This window comes from Micromonospora sp. NPDC051543 (assembly GCF_044454415.1).
Classification (GTDB): domain Bacteria; phylum Actinomycetota; class Actinomycetes; order Mycobacteriales; family Micromonosporaceae; genus Micromonospora.
The window spans coordinates 35,109-60,949 of record NZ_JBITDT010000007.1; the positions used below are offsets into that span (position 1 = coordinate 35,109).

Here is a 25,841-nt window from a genome sequence, read left to right on the forward strand (position 1 = left end):
CGCGGGGGTCAGGCGTCAGGCGCGGGTCAGGCGCGGGTCAGCTCTTCGCGGGGGTGGAAGGTGCGGCGGTACGCCGTCGGGGCCACGCCGATGCGTTGGTGCAGTTGTTGGCGCAGGGCGGCCGTTGTGCCGAAGCCGCAGCGGCGCGCGATCTGGTCGACGGTGAGGTCGGTCGTCTCCAGCAGCAGTCGGGCGTGGTCGGTGCGCTGCCGCAGCAGCCACTGCGCCGGGCTCAGGCCCGTCTCCAGCCGGAAACGTCGGGTGAAGGTGCGGACGCTCATCCGGGCCTGCTCGGCCAGGTCGCGCAGGGCGATCGGCTCGTGCAGGCGCTGGCGGGCCCACTCCCGGGCGCCCGCCGTGCTCGCATCGGTGGCCCGGGGCACCGGCTGTTCGATGTACTGCGCCTGCCCACCGTCGCGCCACGGGGGCATCACGCAGCGGCGGGCCGCCCGGTTGGCGATCTCGCTGCCGTGGTCGAGGCGGATGACGTGCAGGCAGAGGTCGATGCCGGCGGCCACCCCGGCCGAGGTGAACACCCGGTCGTCTTCGATGAAGAGCACGTCCGGGTCGAGGTCCACCCGGCCGTACAGGCGGCGGAACTGCTCGGCGTACGCCCAGTGGGTCGTCGCTCGGCGTCCGTCCAGCAGGCCGGCCGCGGCGAGCACGAACGCGCCGGTGCAGATCGACATGATCCGGGCGCCCCGCTCGTACGCCGACCGTAGCGCCTCGGCCACCTCCGGCTCGACGGTGCCGGACGTCAGCAGGGCGCTGTCGTGGATGCCCGGGACGATCACCGTGTCAGCGGTGTCGACCAGCTCCAACCCGTGGTCCGGGAGCACCTGGAAGCCGGCGGTGCTGCGGACCGGCCTGCCGCCCGGGGTGCACACCCGTACGTCGTAGCGGTACGCGTCGTCGACGCCCCGGGCGGTGCTGAAGACCTGGGACGGGGTGCCCAGGTCCAGGCCGACGACCTGGTCGAGGGCGAGGACGGCGATCCGGTGCGGGCCACTGCTCATGGCCCGATTATTGCGCATGATGGCTTTCCGGCCACTCGTCGCGGTCCAGGGTGCACCCCAGACTGGTCGCGTGAGCAAGAATCGTCGCCTGCATCCCGCCTGGCTCGTCGCCGCCGTCGCCTTCGTGGCGCTCGTCGGCGCGGCCGGGTTCCGCGCCACCCCGTCGGTGCTGCTGCACCCGCTGCACGCGGAGTTCGGCTGGCCGCTCGCCACCATCTCCGCGGCCGTCTCGGTCAACCTGCTCCTCTACGGGCTCACCGCGCCGTTCGCCGCCGCGCTGATGGACCGGTTCGGCATCCGCCGGGTCGTCTCGGTGGCGCTGCTGCTGGTCGCCGCCGGCAGCGGTCTGACGGTGTTCATGACCGCGAGCTGGCAGTTGCTGCTGTGCTGGGGCGTCCTCGTCGGTCTGGGCACCGGCTCGATGGCGCTCGCCTTCGTGGCGACCGTCACCGGGCGCTGGTTCGTCCGCCGTCGGGGCCTCGTCACCGGCGTGCTCACCGCGGGCGGGGCCGCCGGGCAACTGATCTTCCTGCCGCTGATCGCCGTGCTGGTACGCGACCACGGCTGGCGCACGGCGGCACTCGTCGTGGCCGGAGCCGCCCTGGCTGTCGTACCCCTGGTGGTGTGGCTGCTGCGCGAACACCCGGCGGATCTCGACCTGCCCGCCTACGGCGCGACCGAGGTCGTCGCGGCGCCGCCGCCGACCGGCGGCGCGGCGACGCGGGCGCTCGGCGCGCTGGCCGCCGCGGCCCGGACGCGGCCGTTCTGGCTGCTGGCCGGCGGGTTCGCGATCTGCGGCGCGACCACGAACGGCCTCGTCGGTACGCACTTCGTGCCGGCCGCGCACGACCACGGGATGGCCGAGACCACGGCGGCGGGACTGCTCGCGCTGGTGGGGCTCTTCGACATCGTCGGCACGATCGCCTCTGGCTGGCTGACCGACCGGGTGGACAGCCGGCTGCTGCTCGGCGCCTACTACGCGCTGCGCGGGCTGTCGCTGCTGGTGCTGCCCAGCCTGTTCACGGGTAGCGCCGAGCCGAGCATGCTGGTGTTCATCGTCTTCTACGGCCTGGACTGGGTGGCCACGGTGCCGCCGACCGTGGCGCTGTGCCGGGAGTACTTCGGTGGCGCGGGCGCGGTGGTGTTCGGCTGGGTGTTCGCCGCCCACCAGTTCGGGGCGGCGCTCGCGGCCACCGGCGCGGGGCTCGTCCGCGACCAGCTCGGCGACTACGCGGTCGCCTGGTACGTGGCCGGCGCGCTGTCGATCGGCGCGGCGGGGCTGTCGCTGCTGCTGCGCCGACGGCCGGGTCGACCGGTGCCGGAGGCCGTCCTCGTCGCCGCGACCGCCCCCAGGGCATGGAGCTTCCGGGGTTAGCTGACCGTCCACTGTTGGGCGGGCCGGCCGTCGCAGGGTCGCTGCCGGATGTCGTTGCCGGCCTCGACGCCGTCGTCGTCGGCCTGCGCGCACTTACCGCTGTGCACCGCGACCAGCAGCAGGGGGCCGGCGCCGGTGGGGGTCAGCCGCCACTGCTGGTTGGCCTGACCGTGGCACGGGAACTGTTGCAGCCGCGCGCCGTCGTCACCGCTGCCGCCCTCGACATCGAGGCACTGCCCGTGGGCGGCGTTGGTCAGCGTCACCGCTCCCGTCGCTACCGGGTTGACCACCCACTGCTGCTCCGGGCCGCCGGTGCAGGCGGCGAGTTCGGCCTCGGCCTTCTCGTCGTCGCCGTCGAGCCCGAGGCAGAGCCCGGAGGGCAACCGCAGCACGTGGGCGCCGCTGGTGGGAACGGCCGGGGTGGCCGACGGGGTCGGCGACGGCTCGACCGAGGGCGTCGGGGTCGGCTCGGCCGCCGGGGCGGTCGGCTCGGCCGCGCTGGACGGAGTGCCGACGGCCGCCGGCACCACCGGCTCGTCGTCACCGTCGAGCAGGCCGGTGGCGAAGACCACCCCGAGGAGTACGCCCACCAGCCCGACCGCCAACGCCACCCGCAGCAGCGGGTCGGCCAGCGGGCCCGAGCTGGCTCGGCGTCGGCCGCCGTAGACGGTGCCGACGGGGTCGGGGCGTTCCTCGGGGGCGGGCATAGCCGCCATCCTCACCCACGGCGGCGCGCCGGAGCCAGTCGGACGACGGCAGCGGCGGAGTTCAGCGGGTGGGTTGCGGGTCGGTGACGTCGGCCACAGTGGCGTCGAGGGCGGCGATCGCGGCGTCGGCGTCGAGCGCCACGGCGAGACCCCGCTCGCCCGCGCCCAGGGTGATCTGCCGGCCGCGCAGTCGCTCGTCGGCGATCACCGGCCAGGCCGTGCTCGCGCCGAACGGGGTGATGGTGCCGCGCTCGTACCCGGTGGCGGCCAGCGCGCCCGCCGCGTCCGGCATGGAGATCCGCTGCACCCCGAGCAGGGCGCGTAGCTTGGGCCAGGAGATGACCCGGTCACCGGGGGTGAGCACGAACAGGTGGTCGTCCGCGCCACGGCGGACGACAATCGTCTTGACCACGTCCGGGATGGCCACCCCACGGGCGGCGGCGGCCTCCGCGAGGCTGCCGACCGCGCCGTGACTGACCAATCGGTACGGCAGTCCGGCGGAGTCCAGGGCGGCGATCGCGGGCGACGGCATGACCGCCACGGTAACCGCCAGGCCTGCCGTCGGACGGGAAACCGCAGGCGAGGACATCCCACGATTTCCCGGGTGCAGGCGTAAGGTGATCACATGCGCGCTGAGCGTGTGGATCACCCAATTGACCATGATCAAGCGGTGGACACGCTGCGGCGGTCGTACGCCGCGGTGCCCACGGGCGAGCCTGTCCGGCTGGCCAAACGCACCTCCAACCTGTTCCGCCCCCGATCCGCTCCCCGCACCCCGGGCCTCGACGTGAGTGGCCTGAACGGGGTGCTCTCGGTCGACCCGGCCGGGCGTACGGCCGATGTGCAGGGCATGTGCACGTACGAGGACCTGGTCGACGCGACGCTGCCGCACGGGCTGATGCCGCTGGTGGTGCCGCAACTGCGCACCATCACCCTGGGCGGCGCGGTGACCGGCCTCGGGATCGAGTCGACGTCCTTCCGCAACGGCCTGCCCCACGAGTCGGTACGCGAGATGGACATCCTCACCGGCTCCGGCGCGATCGTCACCGCCCGTCCGGACGGGGAGCACACGGACCTGTTCCGCGCGTTCCCCAACTCGCTGGGCAGCCTCGGCTACGCGACGAGGCTGCGCATCGAGTTGCAGCCGATCGGCCGGTACGTGGCGTTGCGCAACATCCGGTTCACCCAACTGGAGGCGCTCACCGACGCGATCGCCGAGGTGAGCGCCAACCGGTCGTGGGCCGGCCAGCCGGTCGACGTGCTGGACGGCGTCGTGTTCAGCCCCGGTGAGGCGTACCTGGTGCTGGGGACCTTCACCGACACCGCCGATCCGCCCAGCGACTACACCGGCCAGGCCATCTACTACCGGTCGCTGCGCCAGCGCACCCGCGACGTGCTGACCGCGTACGACTATCTGTGGCGCTGGGACACCGACTGGTTCTGGTGCTCGGCGGCGTTCGGCGCGCAGCACCCGGTCGTCCGCCGGCTCTGGCCGGCGCGCTACCGGCGCAGCGACGTCTACCACCGACTGGTCCGCCTCGAACACCGGCACCAGGTGGCGGCCCGGATCGACCGGCTGCGCGGCCAGCCGGCCCGGGAGCGGGTCGTGCAGGACGTGGAGATCCCACTGGACCGCATGACCGACTTCCTGCGCTGGTTCGCGGCCGACGTGGGGATGACCCCGGTGTGGCTCTGCCCGCTGCGGTTGCGCGAGCCGGAGGGGCCCGGTTCGGCGCAGACGTGGCCGCTGTATCCGCTCCACGCGGGGCAGGACTACGTCAACATTGGTTTCTGGGGGAGCGTGCCGATCGCGTCCGGCGCCGCCGACGGCGACGTCAACCGCACGATCGAACGCAGGGTGTCGGAGCTGGGTGGGCACAAGTCGCTCTACTCCGACGCGTACTACGACCGGGACGCCTTCGATCGCCTCTACGGCGGCGAGACCTGGCGCGCGGTGAAAGACCGCTACGACCCGGACCACCGGCTGACGGGACTGTACGAAAAGGCGGTAGCACGAGCATGAGCCTGACCGACCGAGATCAGGGGGCGGCGAGCGTCCCCGCCACCCCGCCGGCGTGGGGCCGGCGCACCGGTCCGACCGTCGCGGACGTCATCCGCGCGGTCACCGCCGGGCCGTTGCCGATCCGCATCACCGGGTACGACGGCAGCGCCGTCGGCCCGGCGGATGCCGGCATCACCCTGGCGATCCGTTCCGAGCGGGGCCTGTCGTACCTGCTCACCGCTCCCGGTGACCTGGGCATGGCCCGGGCGTACGTGAGCGGCGACCTGGCGTTGCAGGGGGTGCACCCCGGTGACCCGTACGAGGCGTTGCGGGTGCTCAAGGACGAGTTGCGGCTGCGCCCGCCGTCGGTGGCCGACGGAGTCGCGCTGGTGCGGGGGCTGGGCTGGGAGCGGCTGCTGCCGCCGCCGGCGCCTCCGCAGGAGGCCCAGCCGCGCTGGAAGCGGGTGGTGAACGGGCTGCGGCACTCCCGGGTCCGCGACAGCACGGCGATCTCGCACCACTACGACGTCTCGAACGCCTTCTACGAGAAGGTGCTCGGCCCGTCCATGACGTACACCTGTGCGGTCTACCGGTCACCGACCGACACGCTGGAGCAGGCCCAGGCGGCAAAGTACGACCTGGTCGCCGGCAAGCTGGCGCTCAAGAAGGGCATGCGGCTGCTGGACGTGGGCTGCGGTTGGGGCGGCATGGTCCGGCATGCCGCGCGCGAGTACGGGGTCAAGGCGCTCGGGGTGACCCTGTCGAAGGCGCAGGCGCAGTGGGCGCAGGCCGCGATCGAGCGGGAGGGGCTGACCGAGTTGGCCGAGGTGCGACACCTCGACTACCGGGACGCGCCCGCGGAGAAGTTCGACGCCATCTCCTCGATCGGGCTGACCGAGCACATCGGCGTGCGCAACTACCCGTCGTACTTCGGGGCGCTGCGGTCGCGCCTGCGGACGGGTGGACGGCTGCTCAACCACACCATCACGCGCGCCGACAACCGGGCGCCGCACCGCTCGGGCGCGTTCATCGACAGGTACGTCTTCCCGGACGGCGAGCTGGCCGGCCCGGGTCGGTTGATCAGCGAGGTGCACGACGCCGGGTTCGAGGTGCATCACGAGGAGAACCTGCGCCAGCACTACGCGCTGACCCTCGCTGCCTGGTGCCGCAACCTGGTGGAGCACTGGGACTTCTGTGTCTCGGAGGTCGGTGCGGGCACGGCCCGGGTCTGGGGTCTCTACATGGCCGGTTCGCGGATGGCGTTCGAGCGCAACGGCATCCAACTGCACCAGGTGCTGGCCACCCACAACGGTCCGGACGGTGTGAACGGCTACCCGCTGCGACCGGACTGGTTGCCCTGATCATCCGCTGAGCGTCGCCTGAGGGTGAGCTTCGCCTGAAGCCGCGTCGAGAAGTCGGCGCGGCTTCTCGCGAAGCGATTGACAAACAAGTTTTGTACGTACAAACTGATTTTGCCATGAGAGACGTCCTGTACCTGGAGCAGATCGAGCAGGCCGAGGTCCTGCTCAAGCCGCAGCGCGTGGAGGTGCTGCGGCAACTGGCCGAACCGCGCACCTGCACCGAGGTCGCGGCCCGACTCGACCAGACGCCACAGCGCGTCTACTACCACGTCAAGCAGCTCGTCGCGGCCGGCCTGGTCGAGCTGGTCAACGAGCGCAAGGTCCGGGGCATCACCGAGGGCATCTACCAGGCCGCCGCCCGGTCCTACTGGCTCTCGCCGCGGCTGGTCGGCCGCATCGGGCTGCGCCGGGCCCGCGACGAGCTGAGCCTGGGCTACCTGCTCGACCTGATGGAGGAGGTCCAGGCCGACATCGCCGCCCTGGACCGGGCGGCGCCCGAGCTGCCCTCGATCGGGGTCTCCGGCGAGATCCGGGTGCCCGCCGAGCAGCGCCAGGAGTTCCTGCACGACCTGCAAACCGCACTTCAGGACCTGTTCACCCGCTACGGCGGCAGCGAGGGAGATGCCTTCAAGCTGGCCGTCGCCTGCTATCCGAAAGGGAACGAAAATGAGTGAACCGTTGAAGGTGCAGGCCCGCCTCGCCGTGCCCGTGGCGCGCGTCCGCCAGGCCCTGACCGACCCGGCCGAGCTGCGCCTCTGGCTGGCCGAGCACGCCGAGGTCGAGCTGCCCGAGCGGTACGAGTTCTGGGGCCGCTACACGCCCGAGGGTGACGCCCCGCACCAGCGGCTCCTGCACGCCGACGACGACTCGCTGCGCTTCGGCTGGCTGCTCGACGGGGTCGAGACCACCACCGGGTTCCAGCTCGCCGCCGACGGCCCGGACGCCACGGTGCTCACGCTGACCCAGAGCCACTTCGACTTCGCCGAGGCGATGGACGGCTCCAGCATCCGGGGCGTGCTCCAGACGTACTGGGCGCTGTCCATCGCGAACCTGGCCTCCCACCTGGAGGGCAAGCCGCTGCTGCCGCGCACCGACTTCACCTCGGCGGACCTGCGCGGCGAGCTGGTCATCGCCGTCCCCGCCGACAAGGTGTGGGAGTCCCTGACCGACTCCGAGCAGGCCAGCGCCTGGTTCGGCTACCCCATCGGGATCGAGCCGTGGGTCGGCGGCCGGTACGCCATGGGCGGCTTCGAGCAGGGGTACGCCGCCAAGATCGTCGATCTGGAGCCCGGCCGGCGGATGTCCGTCGACTGGGGACCGACCGGCGTCACCAGTTGGGAGCTGGCCGAATCCGGTGGCCGCACCACGCTGACCTTCGTGCAGAGCGGCTTCGACGAGACCAACCCGCCGTACGCCGCCTGGTCCGGGTCGGTGGCCGGCCTGTTCGAGCTGCGCCGCTTCCACGAGATGACGGCCTGGCAGCCGATCTGGATCGCCGAGGAGATCCCCGGTCTGGAGCCCCAGCCCACCCTCTGACCGTCCCGCCATGATCGTGCTCGATCAAGGCGCCCAAGATCTGGACAACATCAGGGAAACTGCTGCCTCAAGCCGTGCTGAGGCAGCAGTTTCCCTGTACTTGTGCGGATCTTGCAGCCCGTGGGGCGGGTTCGGTGACTTTTCGGGGTGGAGTGGGTACTGCCGGGCGATGTTCTTCATCTTTGGTCTGCGTACCAAGGTCGACCGGTCCGGTGTCGTGCAGGAGGTCTGCCGTCACTGCGGCAACCACGCCGCACAGGTGATCACCCGCCGGTCGACGAAATTCACCCTCTTCTTCATCCCACTCATTCCGATCCGCACCCGGTACGCGCAGCAGTGCACGTTCTGCGGCGCGGAGTACGAGATCGCCAAGTCCGACGCCCAGCGTCTCCCGGTCGGCTGAGCCGCAGATGGCCCGCTTCCTGTGCTGGCTGATCGGCCGACCCTCGTCGGCCGGACCCGACGTGCACACCGCCGCCCGCCCGCCGTGCACCCCCGGGCGGCGTCGACGTCGACCGGTCCGTCGCCCGCTGGCCGGCACCGCGCTGCCCCGCTCACCCTGGAACCGCTCCGCCGGCCGCTGACCTGACCCTGTCGGCCGGCAGCGGACACTGGCCGTTGACCTGACCTGTCTGCCGGCACCGGACGCCGACCGCCAGGACAGCCCGGGGAGACCGCATCGGCCTGGATGTTCGGCCCTGGCGGCGTTCCCGGGCGCTGGCTAGGCTTTCGAGGTTTGCCGTGGACCGGTCCGCCTGACTGTGCACACCCGACGAAGAGCCGGAGCGACCGTGTCGCGACAGGACGTGAAGCAGGCCGCGGGGCAGCTCAAGCCCATCGGCCCGATCGTCGCGACCGCGGTCCTGGTCGTGGAGGCCGGCTGGTTGGCCGCCGCACTGCCCGGCGCCGCGCTGGTCAGCGACGTGGGCGCGCTCCTGGTTGCCGGCTGGGCGACAGTCGCCTGCGCCGGCGTGGCCCGTCGACATCCGGCCCCCTTGCGCAGGTTTTGGACCCTGCTCGCCGTCACCATGGCGCTCGCCGCGCTGGGTCGGGGAATCTGGACGGCGCAGCGGCTCGTCGGCGACGACCTGCCGCACAACGCGCTGATCGGGGTCGTCTTCAGCGCCGGCATCCTCACCGGCACCGCCGCGCTGCTCAGCTCCCCGTCCGGGCCACGGACGGCCGTCGGGCGGGCCCGGACGCTGCTGGACGGCGTGATCGTCGCGCTGGCGCTGGTGCCGGTCGGCTGGGTGCTGGTGTTCCGTGGGGTCGCCTCCGCCGAGCTGGCCGATCCGGCGCGCACGTTGGGGCTGCTCTACCCGATGTTCGACCTGATGCAGCTCACCATCCTGGTGGCGGTGGCCGGTCCGGCGCGGCCCCGGTGGCGGCCGATGCGCGTGCTCGCGGCGAGCCTGACCATCCGGGTGGTGGCCGACGTGGTGTACGTCTCGCTGGTCGCCCGGGGGGACTACGCCGCCGGCCACCCCATCGACCTGTGCTGGCCGCTGAGCTACCTGCTGATCGGCCTGGCCACCGGCAGCCGTCCGCCGCCGGACTGCGACGGCACCGACGAGACCGCCGAGTCCCCGCTGCCGCCGTGGTGGCGGGTGGCGCTGCCGTACCTGCCGGTCGGCGGGGCGATCATCGCGGTGCTGCTGGCCCGCCGGCCGACCGGCCAGACTCCGCCGCTGGTATTCGTGACCATGATGGCCCTGCTCGCCGCCCTCGCCGTACGTCAGGGGCTGGCGGCCAACGAGAACCTGCGCCTGGTGGCGCGACTGCGCCGGCTCGCGTACGGCGACCAGCTCACCGGGCTGCCGAACCGGCTGCTGTTCAACCGACTGCTGCGGCTGGCCCTGCGCGACGGTCGGCCGGTGGCCGTCCTGCTGCTCGACCTCGACGGGTTCAAGCAGGTCAACGACCGGTTCGGGCACGCCACCGGCGACGCCCTGCTGACCGGGCTGGCGGCCCGGATGCGGGCCGCCGTGGACGGCGACGGCACGATCGCCCGCCTCGGCGGCGACGAGTTCGCGGTGCTGGTCGAGGGGGACCGGCCGGTGTCACCGGAGCGCCTGGCCGAACGCCTGCTGGACGCCCTGCGCCCGTCCGAGGGGGAGGAGGACGTGGGTGTGCACCCGTCGGCGAGCATCGGCATCGCCGAGTACGGGCCGCAGCACGCCTCCCACTCCGACCTGCTGCGCGACGCCGACATCGCCATGTACGCGGCGAAGGCCGCCGGCAAGTCCGCGTACCGGACCTGCACCCCGGTGTTGCGTGAGTCGGCGGTGTCCCGGGCGGAGCTGATCGCGGACCTGCGCCGGGCCGTCGACGAGGAGCAACTGCACCTGGAGTTCCAGCCGATCGTCGACCTCGCCACCGGTGCGGTCCGCAGCGCCGAGGCGCTGGTGCGCTGGCGGCACCCCCGTCTGGGGATGCTGCCCCCGGCGCGGTTCCTGCCGCTGGCCGAGGAGACCGGCCTGATCCTCCCGATCGACCGTTGGGTGATCCACGAGGCGTGCCGGGCGGCGGCGACCTGGCGGGCCCGCGCGCCGGAGGCGACGGTCGCGGTGAACATCGCCGCCGCCCACCTGCGCCGGCCCGACCTCATCGCCACGGTCACGGCGGCCACCGCCGGCGCCGGGCTGGCGCCCCGGGCGTTGACGCTGGAGCTGACCGAGTCGGCGTTGATCGAGGGGACCGACGCCGTGCTGGAACGGCTGCACCAGCTCCGGGAACTGGGCATCCAGATCGCCATCGACGACTTCGGCACGGGCTACTCGTCGCTGAGCTACCTGCACCGCATCCCGGCCACCGAGTTGAAGATCGACCGCTCGTTCGTGGCCCGCCTCGGCACCGACGAGCGGGCGTACGCGACGGTGGAGATGGTCACCCGGCTGGCCGGCGCGTACGACCTGGCGGTGATCGCCGAGGGGGTGGAGACCGAGCGCCAGCACGACGCGGTCACCGCCATCGGCTGCCCGCGCGGCCAGGGCTATCTGTACGGGCGCCCGGACAGCCCCGCGACGGTGGGTCAGAATCGGGCTTGACCCTGACGTAGCGGCAGGTAGGAGCCTGGTTTCCGGAAGGGAGGGGAACCATGGCGTACACGGTGGGTCAGGTGGCGAAGATCGCCGGCGTGACGGTACGGACGCTGCACCACTACGACGAGATCGGTCTGCTCTCGCCCAGCGGCCGGACGTCGACCGGTTACCGCCGCTACGACGACACGGACCTGCAACGGTTGCAGCTCGTCCTGTACTACCGCGAGCTGGGTTTCCCGCTTGAGGAGATCACCGCGATCATCGACGACCCGGCGGCCGATCCGGCCGCCCACCTGCGTCGTCAGCACGAACTGCTGACGGTACGGATCAAGCGGTTGCAGGAGATGGTCACGGCGATCGAGTTCGCGATGGAGGCGAGCAAGTTGAACATCCAGCTGACACCCGAGGAGCGGTTCGAGGTCTTCGGTGACTTCCGACCGGAGGAGCACGAGGCCGAGGCGGAGCAGCGTTGGGGCAACACCGACGCGTACCGGGAGTCGAACCGGCGGGTCGCGCGGTACACCAAGGAGGACTGGCTCCGGAACAAGGCGGAGAACGAGGACTGGGGTCGGCGGATCGTCGCTCTGCTGGCCTCGGGCGTGCCGGCGGACAGCCCGGAGGCGATGGACCTGGCCGAGGAGCACCGGCAGCTCATCAGCCGCTGGTTCTACGAGTGCTCCTATGAGATCCACACCGGGCTGGCCGACATGTACCTGGCCGACGAGCGGTTCACCGCGTACTTCGAGAACATCTCCCCCGGCCTGGCCGCCTACCTGAACGAGGCGATCCACGCCAACGCGATCAGCCGGGCCTGACCGGGGCTCACTCCTCGACCGCTCCGTCGGATGGGGGGACCAGGAAGTCGTAGACGGTCCTGGCCATCCGGCGGACGGTCTCGTCCCCGGTCGCCATCGGCCCGGCGGTGAGGAACGCGACGGCGGTCTCCGTGCCGGGGATCAGGTAGTAGCCGACGTCGTGGGAGGCGTCCGGCAGGTCACCGGTCTTGTGGGCCACCGGTACGCCGGGTGGCAGCGCCGCTGGAATCTTGGTGTTCAGGGTCTGCTCGCGCATGAAGCCGATCATCAGGTCCCGGGAGGCCGGGTTGAGGACCTCGCCGTCCCAGACCGCCCCGAGCAGCGACACGACGTCGTCCGGGCTGGTGTAGTTCTCCTCGCCGCGCTGCGCCGCCGCGCTGTCGAGCATCCGCCGGGCCAGGATGGTGGAGCGCTGGTTCATCGAGTCGATCAGCGCGTTGACCGGGGCGAACCCACCCAGGTAGGTGATCAGCACGTTGGCCGCGACGTTGTCGCTGTACTTGATCAGGTACCGGGCGAGCCGGTACAGCGTGACCACCTGCGGGAACGTCTCGAACTGGAGCTGGCCGGTGCCGCCCACCACGTCGGCCGGGGTGACCAGCACGCCGTCGTCGAGAGAGACCTGTCCACAGTCGACCCGACGCAGGAGTTCGACCAGGATCCAGAGCTTGATGACGCTCGCGGCCTTGGGGCGCAGCGACCCGTTGACCGAGACCTGCTGGTCGCCGTACCGGCCGGAGAGGTCCCGGACGGTGGCACCAGCGGGGTTGAGGTTGGCGTCGGCGACCACCCGGGCGAGCTGCCCACTGAGCGGGAACAGCCGTGCTCCCGCGACCGGGTCGGTGGGCGGCTGCGGGCTGGTGACCACGACGCCGGTGAGCGTCGTCGGCGGGCGGTGCCGCTGGATCACCTCAAGCGTGCCCTCGCTGCGCCCGACCAGCGGCACCCGGTAGCGGTAGGCGGTCCCCCCGACGACGACCGTCCCACTGGCCACCCCGGCGGCGACCCGCATGTCCGGGTCGGCGACCCGGCCGGTGTCGCCGTCGCAGGCCCGGTAGCGCACGGTGTGCCCGAGCGAGTCCACCGCGAACGCCCCGCCGGGGAACGACAGCCAGGACACCTCGCTGGTCGGCGCCCGCTCCGGGGTCGGCTCCACGCCCGGCTCGTCGCTCCGGCCGCCCTCGTCGTTCGGGCCGTCCGTATCGTCCGGGCCGTCCGCATCGTTCGGCCCGCCGTTGTCGTTCGGCCCGTGCATGTCCTTCGGCTCGTTGTCGGCGGCGAGGCCGTCGGCCGCGTACCCCAGGGTCGTTTGGTGGTTCAGGCCGGGACCGTCGGCGGTGGCCGGGCCGGTCGTCGCCGCGACGACCAGCGCGATCGCCGCCGCGAGCAGGGAAGATGAGCGCTTCTTGTCCCTTTTCCTCACGTTTGTACGATAAGAAGCCTCGGCGGCGGATGGGGCTGCCGGGGCGTGAGTCACCCGTCCGGGAGGCCGCGCCCGCGAGAGCGTGATGCCTCAGTGGCATCAAGATGACTCACCGGCATCACGCTCAACAGCGAGCGGCCAGCCCCGCGCCGAACCCGCCGCCGATCGCGCCGGCTACATCGCCGGTCCCGGGGTGGGCGGCTCGGCGGGCAGGCCGGGTGCCAGGCGGCGCATCGACGTGAAGGTCGGCACCAGCGCCTCGTACAGCTCGGCGAAAAGCGGCAGCAGCGCCGCGTAGGTGGCGGCGGCCGCCGGGTCGGGGCGGATGGTCTCCTCCATCTGGACCAGGTCGGCGGCGACGTTGATGCTGGGGATCAGGCCCAGCGCCTGCATGCCGAGCAGCGCCGCGCCGAAGCTCGACCCCTCGCGGCCGGCGGGGAAGCTCACCGGCATGCCGAGCACGTCGGCGAGCATCTGTCGCCACAGGCCACTACGGGCGAAGCCGCCACCGGCCCGGATCTCGCGCACCTCGTTGCCGGCCGCGCGGACCGAGGTGAGGACCAGTGCGAGTTGCTGGCAGACCCCCTCCATGGCGGCCCGGACGAGGTGTTCGCGGCGGTGCCCGTGGGTGAGCCCGACGTACGCGCCGCGGGGCAGGGCGCTCCAGTGTGGAGCGCGTTCGCTGTGCAGGTAGGGCAGCATGATGAGCCCGCCCGAGCCGACCGGCGCCCGGGCCGCCAGGGCGACCAGGTCCTCCTCGGGGTGCTCGCCCAACTCGGGCGCGAGCGCGGCGCCGGCCCACTTGAGGACGATGCCGCCGTTGTTGATCGCGCCACCGACCGCCCAACGGTCCTCGGTCAGCGCGTAGCAGAACACGCCGCCCAGCGGGTCGACGCCGGGGCGCTCGACCATGACCCGCATCGCGCCGCTGGTGCCGATCGAGCAGGCGACCATGCCGGGGTGCACCGCGCCCAGACCCAGGTTGGCCAACGGCCCGTCGCCCGCCCCGACCACCACGGGCGTGCGCTGCGGCACGCCGATGGCGTCGGCGGCCCGCGCGGTGAGGCCGGGCAGGACGGCGGTGGTGGCGACCAGTCGGGGCAACCGCTCCTCGGTGATGCCGGCGATGGTCAGCGCCTCGGCGTCCCACTCGAGGGTGTGGATGTCCATCAGGCCGGTGGCCGAGGCTATCGAGTGGTCGGTGACCAGCTCTCCGCAGAGTCGCAGCAGCACCCAGTCCTTGATGCCGACCCAGTGCGTGACGCGTTCGAAGAGCTTGGGTTCCTGCTCGGCGAACCAGAGCAGCTTGGGCAGGGGCGACATCGGGTGCATGGGCGTACCCGTGCGCCGGTGCAGCGCCAGCCCGGACGGCACCGCCCGTAGCCGCTCGGCCTGCCGGGTGGCCCGGGAGTCGGCCCAGGTCACCGACGGCGTGAGCGGGTTACCGGCCGCGTCGAGGCCGATGAGGCTGTGCATGGCCGAGCAGAACGCGAGGCCGGAGATCGGTGCGGCCAACTCGGCCACCACGGTCCGGAGCGATTCGACGACGGCGGCGAGGATCACGTCCGGGTTCTGCTCGGCGTACCCGGGGTGTGGGTCGTCGAGGGGATAGCCGACGGAGTGGCTGGCGATCAGCCGCCCGTCGGTGTCGTACGCCATGGTCTTGGTGCTCGTGGTGCCGATGTCGATCCCGATCACCACACCGGGCGGGGTGTCTGGCGGCATGACCGTCAGTATCGCCCTATCGTCCGGGTTGGTCCGCCGTTCGGGTAGTTCGCCGGTGCTGGCGTGTCCCGGCCGGCCGTCACAACTGTTAATCCGAGTGCACCCCAGATTGGTGGCCTACGCGGCGAAGGAGTCGGCGTGGCAAAGACTGATTCGACGGGTTCCACATGGCGGTACCGCTGGGCGCAGCGGCAGAACGTGCGGCGGATCAGCACGTACCGCGGCGCGGAGACGGCCTGGCGGCGACGCGACGACGAGTTACGGCGGCTGCGCGCCCTGGCCGCCGACTTCCACGGTTCCGCCGCGGCCGGCGCGGGCCTTCCACTCGAACTCCTCGACGACGAGGTGGTGCTGTGGGCGCTGCCCGCCGCGCAACTGGTCGAGGTGCGACACACGGCCGTGCTGCCCGCGCCGGACCTGATGGTCACCGTGCCGGCCGTGCCGCTGCGTCCGCGCCGGCCCGATGGCGTACGCGTCACCGACGCCGGCATGGCCGTCATCACCAGCCGCCGGTTGGTGCTGCTGGGCGGGCGCGGTCGGCGCGACTGGGCGTACGGCCGGATCACCGGGCTGGCCCACGACCCGGTGGGGCCGGTGACCCTGATCCAGGTGCTGGACCGGCGGCGTACCTCTGGACTGTTGCTCCCCACCGACGCGGCGGCGGACTTCCGGTTCAAGCTGACGCTGGCCTTCGCCGACTCGATCGAGCAGCGCGCCGCGGTGCTCGCCCAGCTCGACGAGCTGATCGCGGAGCACGACCAGCTCAAACCGTTCCGGCCGGCGGTGGCCACCCCGGCGCAGGCCCGGCTCTCCGCGCTCGTTCCCGGCGGTCGCCGGTCCATCGCGGTGGCGGCGGCGGTCGCGCTGCTCGTACCGGCGGCGCTCTTCGAATCGAACCCGTCGGACCCGACCGGGGGCCCGGAGGTCGCCGTGGCGGCCACGCCGGCACCGACCGCCAGCGCGCCTCCCGCGCTGCTGCGGCCGGCGATAGCGCCGCCCGCGCCCACCACCACGCCCAAGCGGAAGCCGTCGCCACGCCCGTCGCCGAGCGCGACGTCCGGGCCGCGCTGCGGGGCGCCGGAGAACCCCCTGGGGTACGACTTCTGCGGCGGGACGCGGATTCGCCGGCCCGCCGTCGAGGTGTGCGACTGGTTCGACTGCGTGCCGCAGTTCTGGGCGGGCCGGGGCTACCTCGTGCAGTGCCGCGACGGCTCGGTCAGCCTCGCGGGTGGCCGGGCGGGCGCGTGTGCCGAGCACCGGGGCGTCCGGCGGACCGTCACGAAGTAGCGCGTTCTGACCATAACGATCGTTTAGGTCGGTCAGAATGGTCGAGTGGAGATCCGATCCGACGACGGTGCCCGGGTACGGATTCGCCCGGTCGGCTACCAGCCGGGCATCGACCCGCCCGACGACCCCGACGTGGCCGCGCTGGGCTGGCAGGACTGGCTGCTCATCGAGGTGGACGCCCGCACCGCCGACGGTCAGCTCTGGTCGCACCACTACCCGAGCCTGCTCGTCGAGGAGGCCCGCGCGCTGGGCAGTTGGTTGCACGGCCAGGCGGCGGCGGCCGGCGGTCCGAACCCGCCACCGGCGATGGTCCGCTTCACCGAACCCAACCTGGCGCTGCGTACCCGGGTGATCCGTCGACGTCGGCTGGAACTGATCGTCGAGTTCTCCGCCGAGTCGCTGCCCCCGTGGATGCGCCGGCCGGCCACCGCCATCTACCCGCTGGTGCTCACCGTCTCCGCCGACGCCCTCGCCGTCGCCGCCGCCCAGTGGGTCGGGCACTGCGAGGCGTACCCGCCGCGTACGCGATCGCGGTTCCCGGCCGACGACCCGCTGCTCGGCTCCCTGTCGCGTCGGCGACGAGCGAGCTGATCCCTATTGCATCAAACTGGTTTGATGTAATCTGCGGGAGTGAGGTCATCCGGCACCAGCGCGCCACCGGGGTTCGTGACCGCCGCGGGGCACCCCGTTCGGTGGGGTCTGCTCAGCGAACTGGCCCGTGGTGACCTCGCCGTACGCGAGCTGACCGCCCGTCTCGGCCAGCCGCAGAACCTCGTCTCGTACCACCTCGGCAAGCTCCGTAAGGCCGCCCTCGTGACCGCCCGGCGCAGCAGCGCCGACGGGCGGGACACCTACTACTCGCTCTCCCTGGCCCACTGCGCCGGCCTGCTGTCGGACGCCGGCGCGGCCCTGCATCCCGGGCTGCGGCTCGCCCCGCCGTCGCCGGCCACCCCGGTGACCGGCCGGGTGTTGTTCCTGTGCACCGGCAACAGCGCCCGCTCGCAGATGGCCGAGGCGTTGCTGCGGCAACGCACCGCCGGTGCCGTGCGGGCGTACAGCGCCGGGAGCCGACCGAAGCCCGTCCACCCGCACGCGGTGACCGTCATGTCGGCGCGCGGCATCGACCTGGGCTCGGCCCGGCCCACGCACCTCGACGAGTTCACCGGTCAACCGTTCGACGCCGTGATCACCCTCTGCGACCGGGTCAAGGAGGTCTGCCCCGACTTCCCGGCAAGCCCGCGCAGCGCGCACTGGAGCATCCCGGACCCGGCCGCGGACCCCGGCGGGCTCCCCGCGTTCGAACGGGTCGCCGACGACCTCGCCCAGCGGATCGACTTCCTGCTGCACACGCTCGCCACCCCAGGAGAGAGGGCATCATGACCAGCCCCATCGATGACAGCACGGTCAGCGTGCGCTACCTCGTCGACGACGTGGCCGCCGCGCTCGACTTCTACACCGTCCACCTCGGCTTCACCTCGGCCAGCGCCTTCCTGCCCGCCATCGCCGACGTGCGGCGCGGCAACCTGCGGCTGCTGCTCTCCGGTCCGGCCAGCTCGGCGGGCCGGGCCCTGCCCGACGGCCGCCGTCCGCAGCCGGGCGGCTGGAACCGCATCCACCTGATCGTCTCCGACATCGACGCGGAGGTTGCCCGGCTGCGGGCGGCCGGTGTCGCCTTGCGCAGCGACGTGGTCAGCGGACCGGGCGGCCGGCAGATCGTTGTGGACGACCCCTCCGGTAACCCGGTCGAGCTCTTCGAGCCCGCCCCGTCCTGACCCGTTCGTAAATTCTCTCCTTTCGGGCGCAACGGGATGCATTGATCCCGGTCGCGTTGCCTGTCACGTACGTGAGCGGTTGTACCGCGTGTGACCGTGACCGCACTGGCACCTCCCTCCTGGCGGCTCGCCTGGGCCGAGCGCGAGAACGAGCGCCGGCAGCTCGCGTACCGCGACGCCACCGACGCCTGGCAGCGCCGCGACGACCACCTGGTCCGGCTCCGCATTGAAGCCGCGAGCTTCCTCGGGTGTACGCAGCCCCGCAGCGGCCTACCGGTGCAGCTCGACGACGACGAACTCGTCTTCCGCGTCCTTCCCGTCGCCACGCTTGTCGAGGCCGAGGCGCGGCACGTCCCCGGGCTGCCCACACCGGGCCCATGTTCCTTCGCTGAGCCGTCTTCCGAGGCGCTGCCGCCGGGCCTGCGGGCCGTCGACACCGGCATGGCCGTGGTGACCAGTCGACGGGTGGCCTTCGACGGTCGGGAGCACCGGCGTGAGTGGCGGTACGGGGACCAGCTCGGCATCGCCCACCACCCCGACGTACCGGTCACCCTGCTGCCGGACCGCTGTCGACTTGACGGGCTGCTGGTCCCGTCCGGTGCCGTGGTGAACTTCCGCTTCTATCTCACCCTCGCGACCAGCGAGGATCGCGCCGCCGTCGTCGCCCAGATCGACGCGCTGCTGACCGCCCACCGAGCCGCCCCGCCAGCGCCTCCTCCGGTGGTGGGGCCCGACGACGCGCCGCTGACGGCGGTACGCCCCGACCGGCGCGCGGTCAGTGCTGCCGCCGTCGCCGCAGTGGTGTTCGCGACGCTCGGACCGGGCGCTCTGGGCCCTGGCGCTTCAGGTTCCGTCGGCCCGGTGCCGTCGGCGGAGATCGTCGCGCTGGGCCTGCCGAGGGCCGGGGCGCCCCTCGTGCCGCTCGGGCTCGTCGGGCCGGTGCCACCCAGGACGCGGATCGGCTCGGCCGTGAGCGCCGTAGCGACCGCCCCTCCGGCCTCGACTGTCCGGCCGTCGGCCCCGACAGATGTCGCTACGGTGGTGTCCCCGGTCATCGCGGTGGACCGGCCGCCGGCCGCCGCGCCGCCCGTCGTCCCGACCCCCTCGGCGAGTGCGGTGCCGACGCCGGTCCCACCCACGGATCCGCCCGCGTCAGCCCTGCCGACGCCGCCCGTCGCGTCGGCCTCACCGACGCCGACCCCGACCGCAACGGCTACGCCTACGCCTACGCCGGATCCGGAGGTGCTGGCTATCTGTCTGGACGCTCGTCAGCTGCCGGTGCTGGACCCGCTGCTCTGCCCGTCTCCGGCGCCGTAATCGGCGTCATCGCTGCTTCGCGCGCTGCCGTTCGCTCAGCTCATGGCGCTGAAGTCGGGGAGGGTGAGGGAGCCGTCCTCCGCGAGCGTGAAGCCCGGGTTCCAGGCGATCTCCCAGAGATGACCGTCCGGGTCGGCGAAGTAGCCGGCGTAGCCGCCGTAGAAGGTCTCCTCGGCCGGTTTGGTCACCGTCGCGCCAGCCTTGGTCGCGGTGGCGATCACCTCGTCGACCTCGGCCCGGGAGCGGACGTTCTGGGCGAGCGTGATCCCACCGAAGCCGTCGCTGGCCGGGTCGTCGATGCCCGCGTCAGCGGCCAGCTTGTCGCGGCCCCAGAGGACGAGAGCCAGGCCGCCGGCCTGGATGAAGACCGTCCCCTCGACCTCCTGGCCCCGCCAGCCGAGCTGCTCGTAGAACGCCTTCGCGCGGGCCACGTCCGCGACTCCCAGGGTGATGAGGCTGATCCGCTGCTCCATGGCTGTCAACCTAACGCGTGATCACACGAGGGCTTGGAAGGCAGGCTGTGCACGGAGCGTGAGCCGACGAACGTTGATCTAGGATTCTAGGTCATGCGGGAGTTCTTCACGGTTGGCGATCGGAGGCTCTCGTATCTCGACTTCGGCGGTCCGGGTATGCCTCTCCTGGCCCTGCACGGGCACTACAACGAAGCCTCGGCGTTCGCGCCGCTGGCTGAGGCGCTGGCACCGCAATGGCGGGTGATCGCGCTCGATCAGCGTGGGCATGGAGAGTCCGACCGTGCCGAGAGCTACGAGCGGGCCGACTACGTTGCCGACGTCGCCGCCTTTCACCGGCATCTCGAGGTAGGCCCGGCTGCGGTGCTGGGTCACTCACTCGGCGGGGTGAACGCCTACCAGTACGCCAGCCGGCACCCGGATCTGGTAACCGCGCTGATCGTCGAGGACATCGGCGCGCTCGTGAACTGCGACTGGTCGTTCACGACCAGCCTTCCTCGCCAAGCACCATCCCGCGACGCGCTGGCCTCGGCCCTGCGTGGGGCGGCTCCCTACCTGGAGTGCTCCTTCCGGGAGTCGGAAGACGGCTGGGGCTTCTCCTTCGACATCGATGACACGGTGGCGTCCCAGAAGGCGCTCAACGGCGACCACTGGACGGATTGGGCAGCGGTCACCGGCCCCACCCTTCTGATCCGCGGCACACGCAGTGATGAACTCTCGGCCGATCATGCTCGCGAGATGGTCGCCCGTCGCCTCGGCCGGGCCTGGCTGGTCGAGCTGCCAGCAGGTCACGTGGTGCATCACGATGCTGAGGCGCAGTTCGCCGCTGCGGTCGGCGCCTTCCTGTCCAAGCTCGACTGAGTCATGTCGGTTGAGCCTGGGCCGGCAGGTCGATGTGCTGTTGAGCGGTATATCTCGGAGTCATATTCAGCCCCTCTGACGTATACCGCTCAATAACGCGTCCACCCCGACGAGGTGACCGACTGTCACCATCGGCCACGCCGCAGTCCAAGCCGGGTCAGGTCGGGACTCGCTCATCTAGGCGGCGATTGTTCGGGCGGTCGCGTAGACGTCGGCGGGTAGGGCGTGGTGGAGCTGCCACAGGACGCGCATGGGGCGATCGCCAGTATGCGAGTTGTACGTCATGGTGCCGGCGTAGAGGTACGGCGGTGCGCCCAGGTCGCGGTCGGCAATACGGGTCTCCCGAATGAAGAGGTGCACGGTCGACCCACCCGACGTGTAGCGCTGTCCGGTCGCGGACGCCGCCGAGGTGGTGCTCTGCGACTCCCATTGGAACAGCGTGTCGGTGATGGCCCGGTCGGCGTACATGGTGGTGGGGGAGTAGTGCGCCTCGGACTTGACCAGGGTGACGAAGAACAGGTCAGCCTGGGCGTCCGGTAACCACTTCACCCCTTCGCGCAGCGACCCCGGGTTGGTCATGCCGAAGGCGGCGCACGCCTCGTTGCGGCTATAGCGGGCGTGGACCCGCAACGGCACCGCCCCCGCAGCGAGCGCGGGCGTGACCCGGTGGATGCGGTCTCGCAGCACCTCGGCGACCTGCCGTAGCTCGGCGCACCGCGCCGGCTCCTTCCACAGCCGTGCCAGCCGTTCGTCGCGCGTCGCCAGCGGGGCGTTCGGCCCCCAGAGGCTGAAGTGGAGCATGTCCAGCAGTCGGCCGCTGCCCGCGTACACCTGCTGACCTGGCGTGGGCGGTCCGGCCGCGACCGTCGTCAGTAGCTCCAGCCGGTCGATGTCGTCGGTGTGCAGCATGCGACCGATGGCCCGGCCCAGCTCGCGGTCGTCGGGGCCGGGCGCGGCCGTCTCGACGCCGGCGAGCCGCCGCAGGCCGGTCCAGCCGCCGATGCTGGCCGACCGATAGACGTCCTCGATCTCCAGGCCGGTCTCGCGCAGGAACGTCGCCAGGGTGACGTCGCCGAGTTGCCGCAGCTCAGAGACCAGTCCGGCCTTCGAGGTGGGCAGTGCGCTCTTCAGGTTGGCGAGGACGAGATCCTTTGCCACCCGGTCCAGCTCGACGTGGCAGCCGCTGGGCAGGCTCGGGAAGTCGTCGCGGACCGCCTCGGTGATCGCCCGCCGGCTCACCCCCGTCAGGGCACGCCAGCGTAGGTCGAAGCGGAAGTTGGCGTTCTGTCCGCCGATGAAGTCGAGCACGGTCAGGCAGGGCTTGTCGTCGTCGAGGCGCAGGCCACGGCCGAGCTGTTGCAGGAAGATCGTGGCGCTCTCGGTGGGCCGCAGCATCAGGATCGTGTCGACCATCGGCAGGTCGACGCCCTCGTTGAACAGGTCCACGGTGAAGAGCACCCGCAGCTTGCCACCCTTGAAGTCCCGCAACAGCCCGGCCCGATCGGTGCCTGCGCGGGAGGTCACCGCCGCAGACGGGACGCCGTGGTCGTTGAACCACCTGGCCATGAACTCGGCGTGCCCGATGCTCACGCAGAACCCGAGTGCCCGCATGCGCCCGACGTCCACCTTGTCGCTGACGGCGCGCAACACCGACCGCGCCCGTGCGTGGTTGCCGGTGTAGACGACATCCAGGTCGGCCGGGTCGTAGCCTTGGCCGCGTTTCCAGGCGAGGTGCGACAGGTCCACGTCGTCGTGCAGCCCGAAGTACTGGAACGGCGACAACAACTGCCGCTCCAACGCGTCCCACAGGTGCAGCTCAACTGCCGCGCGCCCGTCGAACCACCGGCGCACATCGCCGCCGTCGGCCCGGTCGGGGGTCGCGGTCAGTCCGAGGAGTACGCGGGGACGCAGCCGCTCCAACAGCCGCGTGTACGTGGGCGCCTCGGCGTGGTGGAACTCGTCCACGATCACCATGTCGTACGCCTCGGGGTCGGCTTCCCGCCGATGCAGCGACTGGATCGAGGCGAAGACGTGCTTCCAACCGTTTGGCTTCTCGCCCGCGACAAGCGTCTCGCCGAAGCTGCCGTCCCCCATGACCTGCCGGAACGTCGAAAGGCTCTGCCGCAGGATCTGCTCCTGATGCGCGACGAAGAGCAGCGAGTCCGCTCGTTTCGCCTTGTGCAGCCGGCGGTAATCCAGGGCAGCGACGACGGTCTTGCCGGTACCCGTCGCCATCACGACGAGGTTGCGCCAACGCCCGTGCACCAGGCGCTCGGCGTCCAGGTCGGCCAGGATCTCCGCCTGGTACGGGTACGGGCGCACGTCCAGGTTCGAGATCTCGGTGGCTGCCTGGTCACGGCGCTCCCCGGTGAGTGCCTGCTGCAGCCGCTCGGCGTCCCTGGTCGCGTCGTACGCCTCGAAGGCCGGATCGTTCCAGTAGTCCTCGAACGTCGCGGTGAACGTGTCGATGACGTGCGGCTGCTCGATGTTCGAGATGCGCACGTTCCACTCGACGCCGTCCACCAGCGCGGTCTTCGACAGGTTCGACGAGCCGACGTACGCGGTGGTGGTGCCGTTGGCTCGGCGAAACAGCCACGCCTTGGCGTGCAGGCGGGTGGTCCGCGTCTCGTACGAGACCTTGACCTCAGCGCCCAGCTCCTTGAGCCGGTCCAGCGCCCGCTGATCGGTCGCGCCCAGGTAGGTCGTGGTGATGACGCGGACCTTGCCGCCTCGGGCGATCAGCTCGCGGATGGCTGGCTCGACGATGCGCAGGCCATACCACTTGATGAAGGCACAGAGCAGGTCGACGCTCTCCGCCGACGCCATCTCGTGGTTGACCTCGTGGCCGATCCGGGGCTGGTGACGGCCGTTGACCAGCAGCGCGCCGGTGGAGAGGGGAGTGGTGGGCCGCTGCGGGAAGGCTGGCAGGGCTGGTGGTGTGGGCGGGGCGGCGATGGCATGGAGCAGGTGCTTGGCGTCGGTGACCTGGTCCTGCTCGGTCGCTGCCTTCGGGCTGAGGGTGGTGATGGCGTCAGCGATCTGGTTCGCCATCGCGATCTGGTGGTGGAGCTTGTCGTCACCGTTGGGGACGGACTGGAGGGCTCGGGCGGCCAGGGCGGCGATGTGCCGGGCGAGGGCGGTGTGCGCGTCGGCCGGGTCGAGGTCGTGGCGTTGGATCAGTGCGGGGTCGACGTGCTGGAGGCGATCTGCCAGCTCACGGGTGATCAGGTGCTCGTACACACCCCGCTCAAGATCCGTCATTCGAGCTACCTAACCACACGTTTCGTCTATGGATGGGGCGCGGCGACCGGTCGCATCGGCAGAACTTGTCGCGCAATCGGCGAGGCGACCTCACCCGACTGGCGACTCATGCAACGCGCAACGCAGGTAGCAGCCCGACCGATTGCAGGCGTTCGTAGGCCAGCTCGATATGCGCGGAGGTGAAAAGCCGGGCTTTCCGACCACTCCAGGAACGAACGCGCTCGATCAGTTCGTCGAGGTCATCGGTCGGCGGGTGCGCTGCCGCCGCGTAATGCACGGTCGCCAGCAGTTCCAGGCTGTACGGGGACTCGAATCCGTCTGTCAACCGGGCTAACTGATCCAATGCCTCAGGCGCTGCTGCGCCATGATCTTCCAACCACGCTGCGACGTCGTCGGCAGCGCCGGGGGTAAGCCGAATGGGTTGCAGCTCCTCGACCCGTGCCGAGCGGTCGCCGAAGCCCGTCAGGTAGTGCCCTTCGAGACGGTCCAGCACGTGGTTGAGGCTTTCGGCATACGGGCCGTACCTGCCCCGGCTGAACTCCAGTCGCAGCGGTTGCCCCAGCACCTGGAGGAAATAGGCGATTTTCTGAATCTCCAGGATGGTGACACCATCACGCGGTTCCAGCTGTCGCGCTCGGCTCAGGTAGCGATCGATGGCCTGGATCAGGGTGACGCGGCCCGGAGTCAGCGGTGGTTTCTCCGTCGCCACCGGCATGTCGGCCGGGTCGGGTGCCCCCTCCGGGGGGAAGAGCAGAACTAGCACGTCGGGGAGCTCGGTGAAGGCGCCTTCGATGAGCGATCGAACATCCTCCCAGTCAAGTCCACCGTTGCCGCAACCGAGGGCGGGCATCGCCACGGACGTGATCTTCCGCTCGCGGACCACCCGGACGAGGTCGGCGAGTCCGGTCTCAATGTCCTTCAACTTCGAGTTGGCCCGCCAGTGTCCCTTGGTCGGAAAGTTGATGACGTATCTACGGGGGCCCAAACGCGCCGAGTCGAACACGAACATTTGACCCAAAGTGACCTGGTTTTCATGGCATGCCGTACGGTAGGCCGCGTAGTTTGCCGGGTAGGCGCGCTTGAACTGAAGAGCGATGCCCTTGCCCATGACTCCCACTGTGTTGACGGTGTTGACCAACGCGTCCGCCTCGGCGGTCAGCAGGTTCCCGTGGCTGATGATGATCATTCGCGCACCTCCCCCCGTGTGTACCCGTAGTACCAGCTCGGTCTGACACCAACGTAAGGCTCGATCATGCCAGCGTCTCGGAACAGCTGCCTCACCTGCTCCTGCCGATCCGTCGTCCGTACGGCGTAACCGGTGAGCAGGTCGAGAGGAAACTCCCGGTGTACTAGGAACTCGGCCGCTCGCCGGCGCATGCGGTCCATGTCGTCGGGAACGTCCTTCCAGATCTGGGCCTCCATCAACGGCCAGTCGACCAAGGCGGTGAGCTCGGCCAGCTCAGCCGAGAATCTGGTCAAGCCGACTGCGCAGTTTCCGTCGCTTGCCACCCAATCGATTCCGGCCGCGTGCACCCGCTCCACCGAACTGACCAGGTATACGAGGGGATCATCTCCTCCTGGATAGCAGCCCGGTTTTCCTGCTCGATGATCACAGGCGATCCTGAACATCATGGGCGAGCGTGGGGCGAAGTAGAACGGCACGTAGTCTGCTACGACTCCACCGGGATGGCATGGCACGGTTCGTTCTCGTCGGCGGGCCTTGATCTCGACTGCGCCGACGTTAATAGCAAGCTGTCGTCCTACACCGCTGTCCGCCAGTAGTCGACCGGCCTTCACGATCTTTGGCAAATTATCAACATGCGTGAAGTGCATGATTCGAATCGGTGTTGGCGGCATGGCTGATTCGGTCAC

At 71.0% G+C, this 25,841-nt stretch carries 24 protein-coding genes; 15 read left to right on the forward strand and 9 right to left on the reverse strand.

Going from position 1 to position 25,841, the window contains the following annotated elements; genetic code table 11:
• Positions 1-26: 26 nt before the first annotated feature.
• Positions 27-1,034: a GlxA family transcriptional regulator gene (locus ACIA3K_RS14340; protein ID WP_396801346.1), complete on the reverse strand. Its 1,008-nt coding sequence runs from the start codon at positions 1,032-1,034 to the stop codon at positions 27-29.
• 1 nt (position 1,035) lies between these two features.
• Here ACIA3K_RS14340 and ACIA3K_RS14345 point away from each other — a divergent pair, with 1 nt between their 5' ends.
• Positions 1,036-2,391, forward strand: a complete 1,356-nt coding sequence (locus ACIA3K_RS14345) for an MFS transporter (protein WP_396801347.1) — start codon at positions 1,036-1,038, stop codon at positions 2,389-2,391.
• Here ACIA3K_RS14345 and ACIA3K_RS14350 read toward each other — a convergent pair.
• Positions 2,388-3,098, reverse strand: a complete 711-nt coding sequence (locus ACIA3K_RS14350) for an RICIN domain-containing protein (RefSeq protein WP_396801349.1) — start codon at positions 3,096-3,098, stop codon at positions 2,388-2,390. The genes ACIA3K_RS14345 and ACIA3K_RS14350 overlap by 4 nt on opposite strands.
• Positions 3,099-3,159: 61 nt before the next feature.
• Complete coding sequence (locus ACIA3K_RS14355) at positions 3,160-3,630, reverse strand: aminoacyl-tRNA deacylase (protein ID WP_396801351.1); 471 nt, start codon at positions 3,628-3,630, stop codon at positions 3,160-3,162.
• 93 nt (positions 3,631-3,723) lie between these two features.
• Here ACIA3K_RS14355 and ACIA3K_RS14360 point away from each other — a divergent pair, with 93 nt between their 5' ends.
• The 8 genes from ACIA3K_RS14360 to ACIA3K_RS14395 all read left to right on the forward strand — a co-directional run bounded on the left by ACIA3K_RS14360 (position 3,724) and on the right by ACIA3K_RS14395 (position 11,853).
• On the forward strand, positions 3,724-5,121 hold the full coding sequence (locus ACIA3K_RS14360; protein ID WP_396801353.1) for an FAD-binding oxidoreductase: 1,398 nt from the start codon (positions 3,724-3,726) through the stop codon (positions 5,119-5,121).
• Positions 5,118-6,461, forward strand: coding sequence for a class I SAM-dependent methyltransferase (locus tag ACIA3K_RS14365; RefSeq protein WP_396801355.1), 1,344 nt, complete (start codon positions 5,118-5,120; stop codon positions 6,459-6,461). The genes ACIA3K_RS14360 and ACIA3K_RS14365 overlap by 4 nt, the downstream gene beginning before the upstream one ends.
• Before the next feature lie 116 nt (positions 6,462-6,577).
• Entirely contained in the window at positions 6,578-7,135 is a 558-nt protein-coding gene (locus ACIA3K_RS14370; protein ID WP_396801357.1) for a helix-turn-helix domain-containing protein, read from the forward strand.
• Positions 7,128-7,997, forward strand: coding sequence for an SRPBCC domain-containing protein (locus ACIA3K_RS14375; protein WP_396801359.1), 870 nt, complete (start codon positions 7,128-7,130; stop codon positions 7,995-7,997). The genes ACIA3K_RS14370 and ACIA3K_RS14375 overlap by 8 nt, the downstream gene beginning before the upstream one ends.
• Before the next feature lie 169 nt (positions 7,998-8,166).
• Positions 8,167-8,400: a zinc-ribbon domain-containing protein gene (locus tag ACIA3K_RS14380; protein ID WP_355051967.1), complete on the forward strand. Its 234-nt coding sequence runs from the start codon at positions 8,167-8,169 to the stop codon at positions 8,398-8,400.
• Between the two features lie 7 nt (positions 8,401-8,407).
• Positions 8,408-8,581 carry a hypothetical protein gene (locus ACIA3K_RS14385; protein WP_396801361.1) on the forward strand — a complete coding sequence of 58 codons (174 nt, stop codon included), beginning with the start codon at positions 8,408-8,410 and terminating at the stop codon, positions 8,579-8,581.
• 207 nt (positions 8,582-8,788) lie between these two features.
• The gene (locus ACIA3K_RS14390; protein ID WP_396801363.1) at positions 8,789-11,044 is read left to right on the forward strand and encodes a putative bifunctional diguanylate cyclase/phosphodiesterase; all 2,256 of its coding nucleotides are present in this window, start codon (positions 8,789-8,791) and stop codon (positions 11,042-11,044) included.
• Positions 11,045-11,094: 50 nt separating this feature from the next.
• The gene (locus ACIA3K_RS14395) at positions 11,095-11,853 is read left to right on the forward strand and encodes a MerR family transcriptional regulator (RefSeq protein ID WP_396801365.1); all 759 of its coding nucleotides are present in this window, start codon (positions 11,095-11,097) and stop codon (positions 11,851-11,853) included.
• Between the two features lie 7 nt (positions 11,854-11,860).
• Here ACIA3K_RS14395 and ACIA3K_RS14400 read toward each other — a convergent pair whose 3' ends face one another.
• Both ACIA3K_RS14400 and ACIA3K_RS14405 read right to left on the reverse strand, forming a co-directional pair.
• Positions 11,861-13,276, reverse strand: a complete 1,416-nt coding sequence (locus tag ACIA3K_RS14400; RefSeq protein ID WP_396801366.1) for a serine hydrolase — start codon at positions 13,274-13,276, stop codon at positions 11,861-11,863.
• Between the two features lie 174 nt (positions 13,277-13,450).
• Positions 13,451-15,001, reverse strand: a complete 1,551-nt coding sequence (locus ACIA3K_RS14405; protein ID WP_396801368.1) for a gluconokinase — start codon at positions 14,999-15,001, stop codon at positions 13,451-13,453.
• A 138-nt stretch (positions 15,002-15,139) separates the two neighbouring features.
• Here ACIA3K_RS14405 and ACIA3K_RS14410 point away from each other — a divergent pair, with 138 nt between their 5' ends.
• From ACIA3K_RS14410 to ACIA3K_RS14430, 5 genes are all read left to right on the forward strand, one after another.
• Positions 15,140-16,288: a hypothetical protein gene (locus ACIA3K_RS14410; RefSeq protein WP_396801370.1), complete on the forward strand. Its 1,149-nt coding sequence runs from the start codon at positions 15,140-15,142 to the stop codon at positions 16,286-16,288.
• A gap of 45 nt (positions 16,289-16,333) precedes the next feature.
• Positions 16,334-16,879: a hypothetical protein gene (locus ACIA3K_RS14415; RefSeq protein ID WP_396801371.1), complete on the forward strand. Its 546-nt coding sequence runs from the start codon at positions 16,334-16,336 to the stop codon at positions 16,877-16,879.
• A 39-nt stretch (positions 16,880-16,918) separates the two neighbouring features.
• The gene (locus ACIA3K_RS14420; protein WP_396801372.1) at positions 16,919-17,668 is read left to right on the forward strand and encodes a MarR family transcriptional regulator; all 750 of its coding nucleotides are present in this window, start codon (positions 16,919-16,921) and stop codon (positions 17,666-17,668) included.
• Positions 17,665-18,060, forward strand: a complete 396-nt coding sequence (locus tag ACIA3K_RS14425; RefSeq protein WP_396801373.1) for a VOC family protein — start codon at positions 17,665-17,667, stop codon at positions 18,058-18,060. Before ACIA3K_RS14420 ends, ACIA3K_RS14425 begins: the two co-directional genes overlap by 4 nt.
• A gap of 96 nt (positions 18,061-18,156) precedes the next feature.
• Positions 18,157-19,377 (forward strand): hypothetical protein, encoded by a 1,221-nt coding sequence (locus tag ACIA3K_RS14430; protein ID WP_396801374.1) that lies wholly within the window; start codon positions 18,157-18,159, stop codon positions 19,375-19,377.
• Between the two features lie 35 nt (positions 19,378-19,412).
• On the opposite strand, the gene ACIA3K_RS14435 is transcribed toward ACIA3K_RS14430, so the two are convergent.
• Entirely contained in the window at positions 19,413-19,850 is a 438-nt protein-coding gene (locus ACIA3K_RS14435) for a VOC family protein (protein WP_396801375.1), read from the reverse strand.
• Between the two features lie 93 nt (positions 19,851-19,943).
• Here ACIA3K_RS14435 and ACIA3K_RS14440 point away from each other — a divergent pair, with 93 nt between their 5' ends.
• Positions 19,944-20,708: an alpha/beta fold hydrolase gene (locus ACIA3K_RS14440; protein WP_396801376.1), complete on the forward strand. Its 765-nt coding sequence runs from the start codon at positions 19,944-19,946 to the stop codon at positions 20,706-20,708.
• A gap of 177 nt (positions 20,709-20,885) precedes the next feature.
• Here ACIA3K_RS14440 and ACIA3K_RS14445 read toward each other — a convergent pair whose 3' ends face one another.
• From ACIA3K_RS14445 to ACIA3K_RS14455, 3 genes are all read right to left on the reverse strand, one after another.
• The gene (locus tag ACIA3K_RS14445; RefSeq protein WP_396801377.1) at positions 20,886-23,969 is read right to left on the reverse strand and encodes a DUF3427 domain-containing protein; all 3,084 of its coding nucleotides are present in this window, start codon (positions 23,967-23,969) and stop codon (positions 20,886-20,888) included.
• Positions 23,970-24,075: 106 nt separating this feature from the next.
• Positions 24,076-25,155 (reverse strand): macro domain-containing protein, encoded by a 1,080-nt coding sequence (locus ACIA3K_RS14450; RefSeq protein WP_396801379.1) that lies wholly within the window; start codon positions 25,153-25,155, stop codon positions 24,076-24,078.
• Positions 25,152-25,841, reverse strand: a complete 690-nt coding sequence (locus ACIA3K_RS14455) for a DUF4433 domain-containing protein (protein WP_396801380.1) — start codon at positions 25,839-25,841, stop codon at positions 25,152-25,154. The genes ACIA3K_RS14450 and ACIA3K_RS14455 overlap by 4 nt, the downstream gene beginning before the upstream one ends.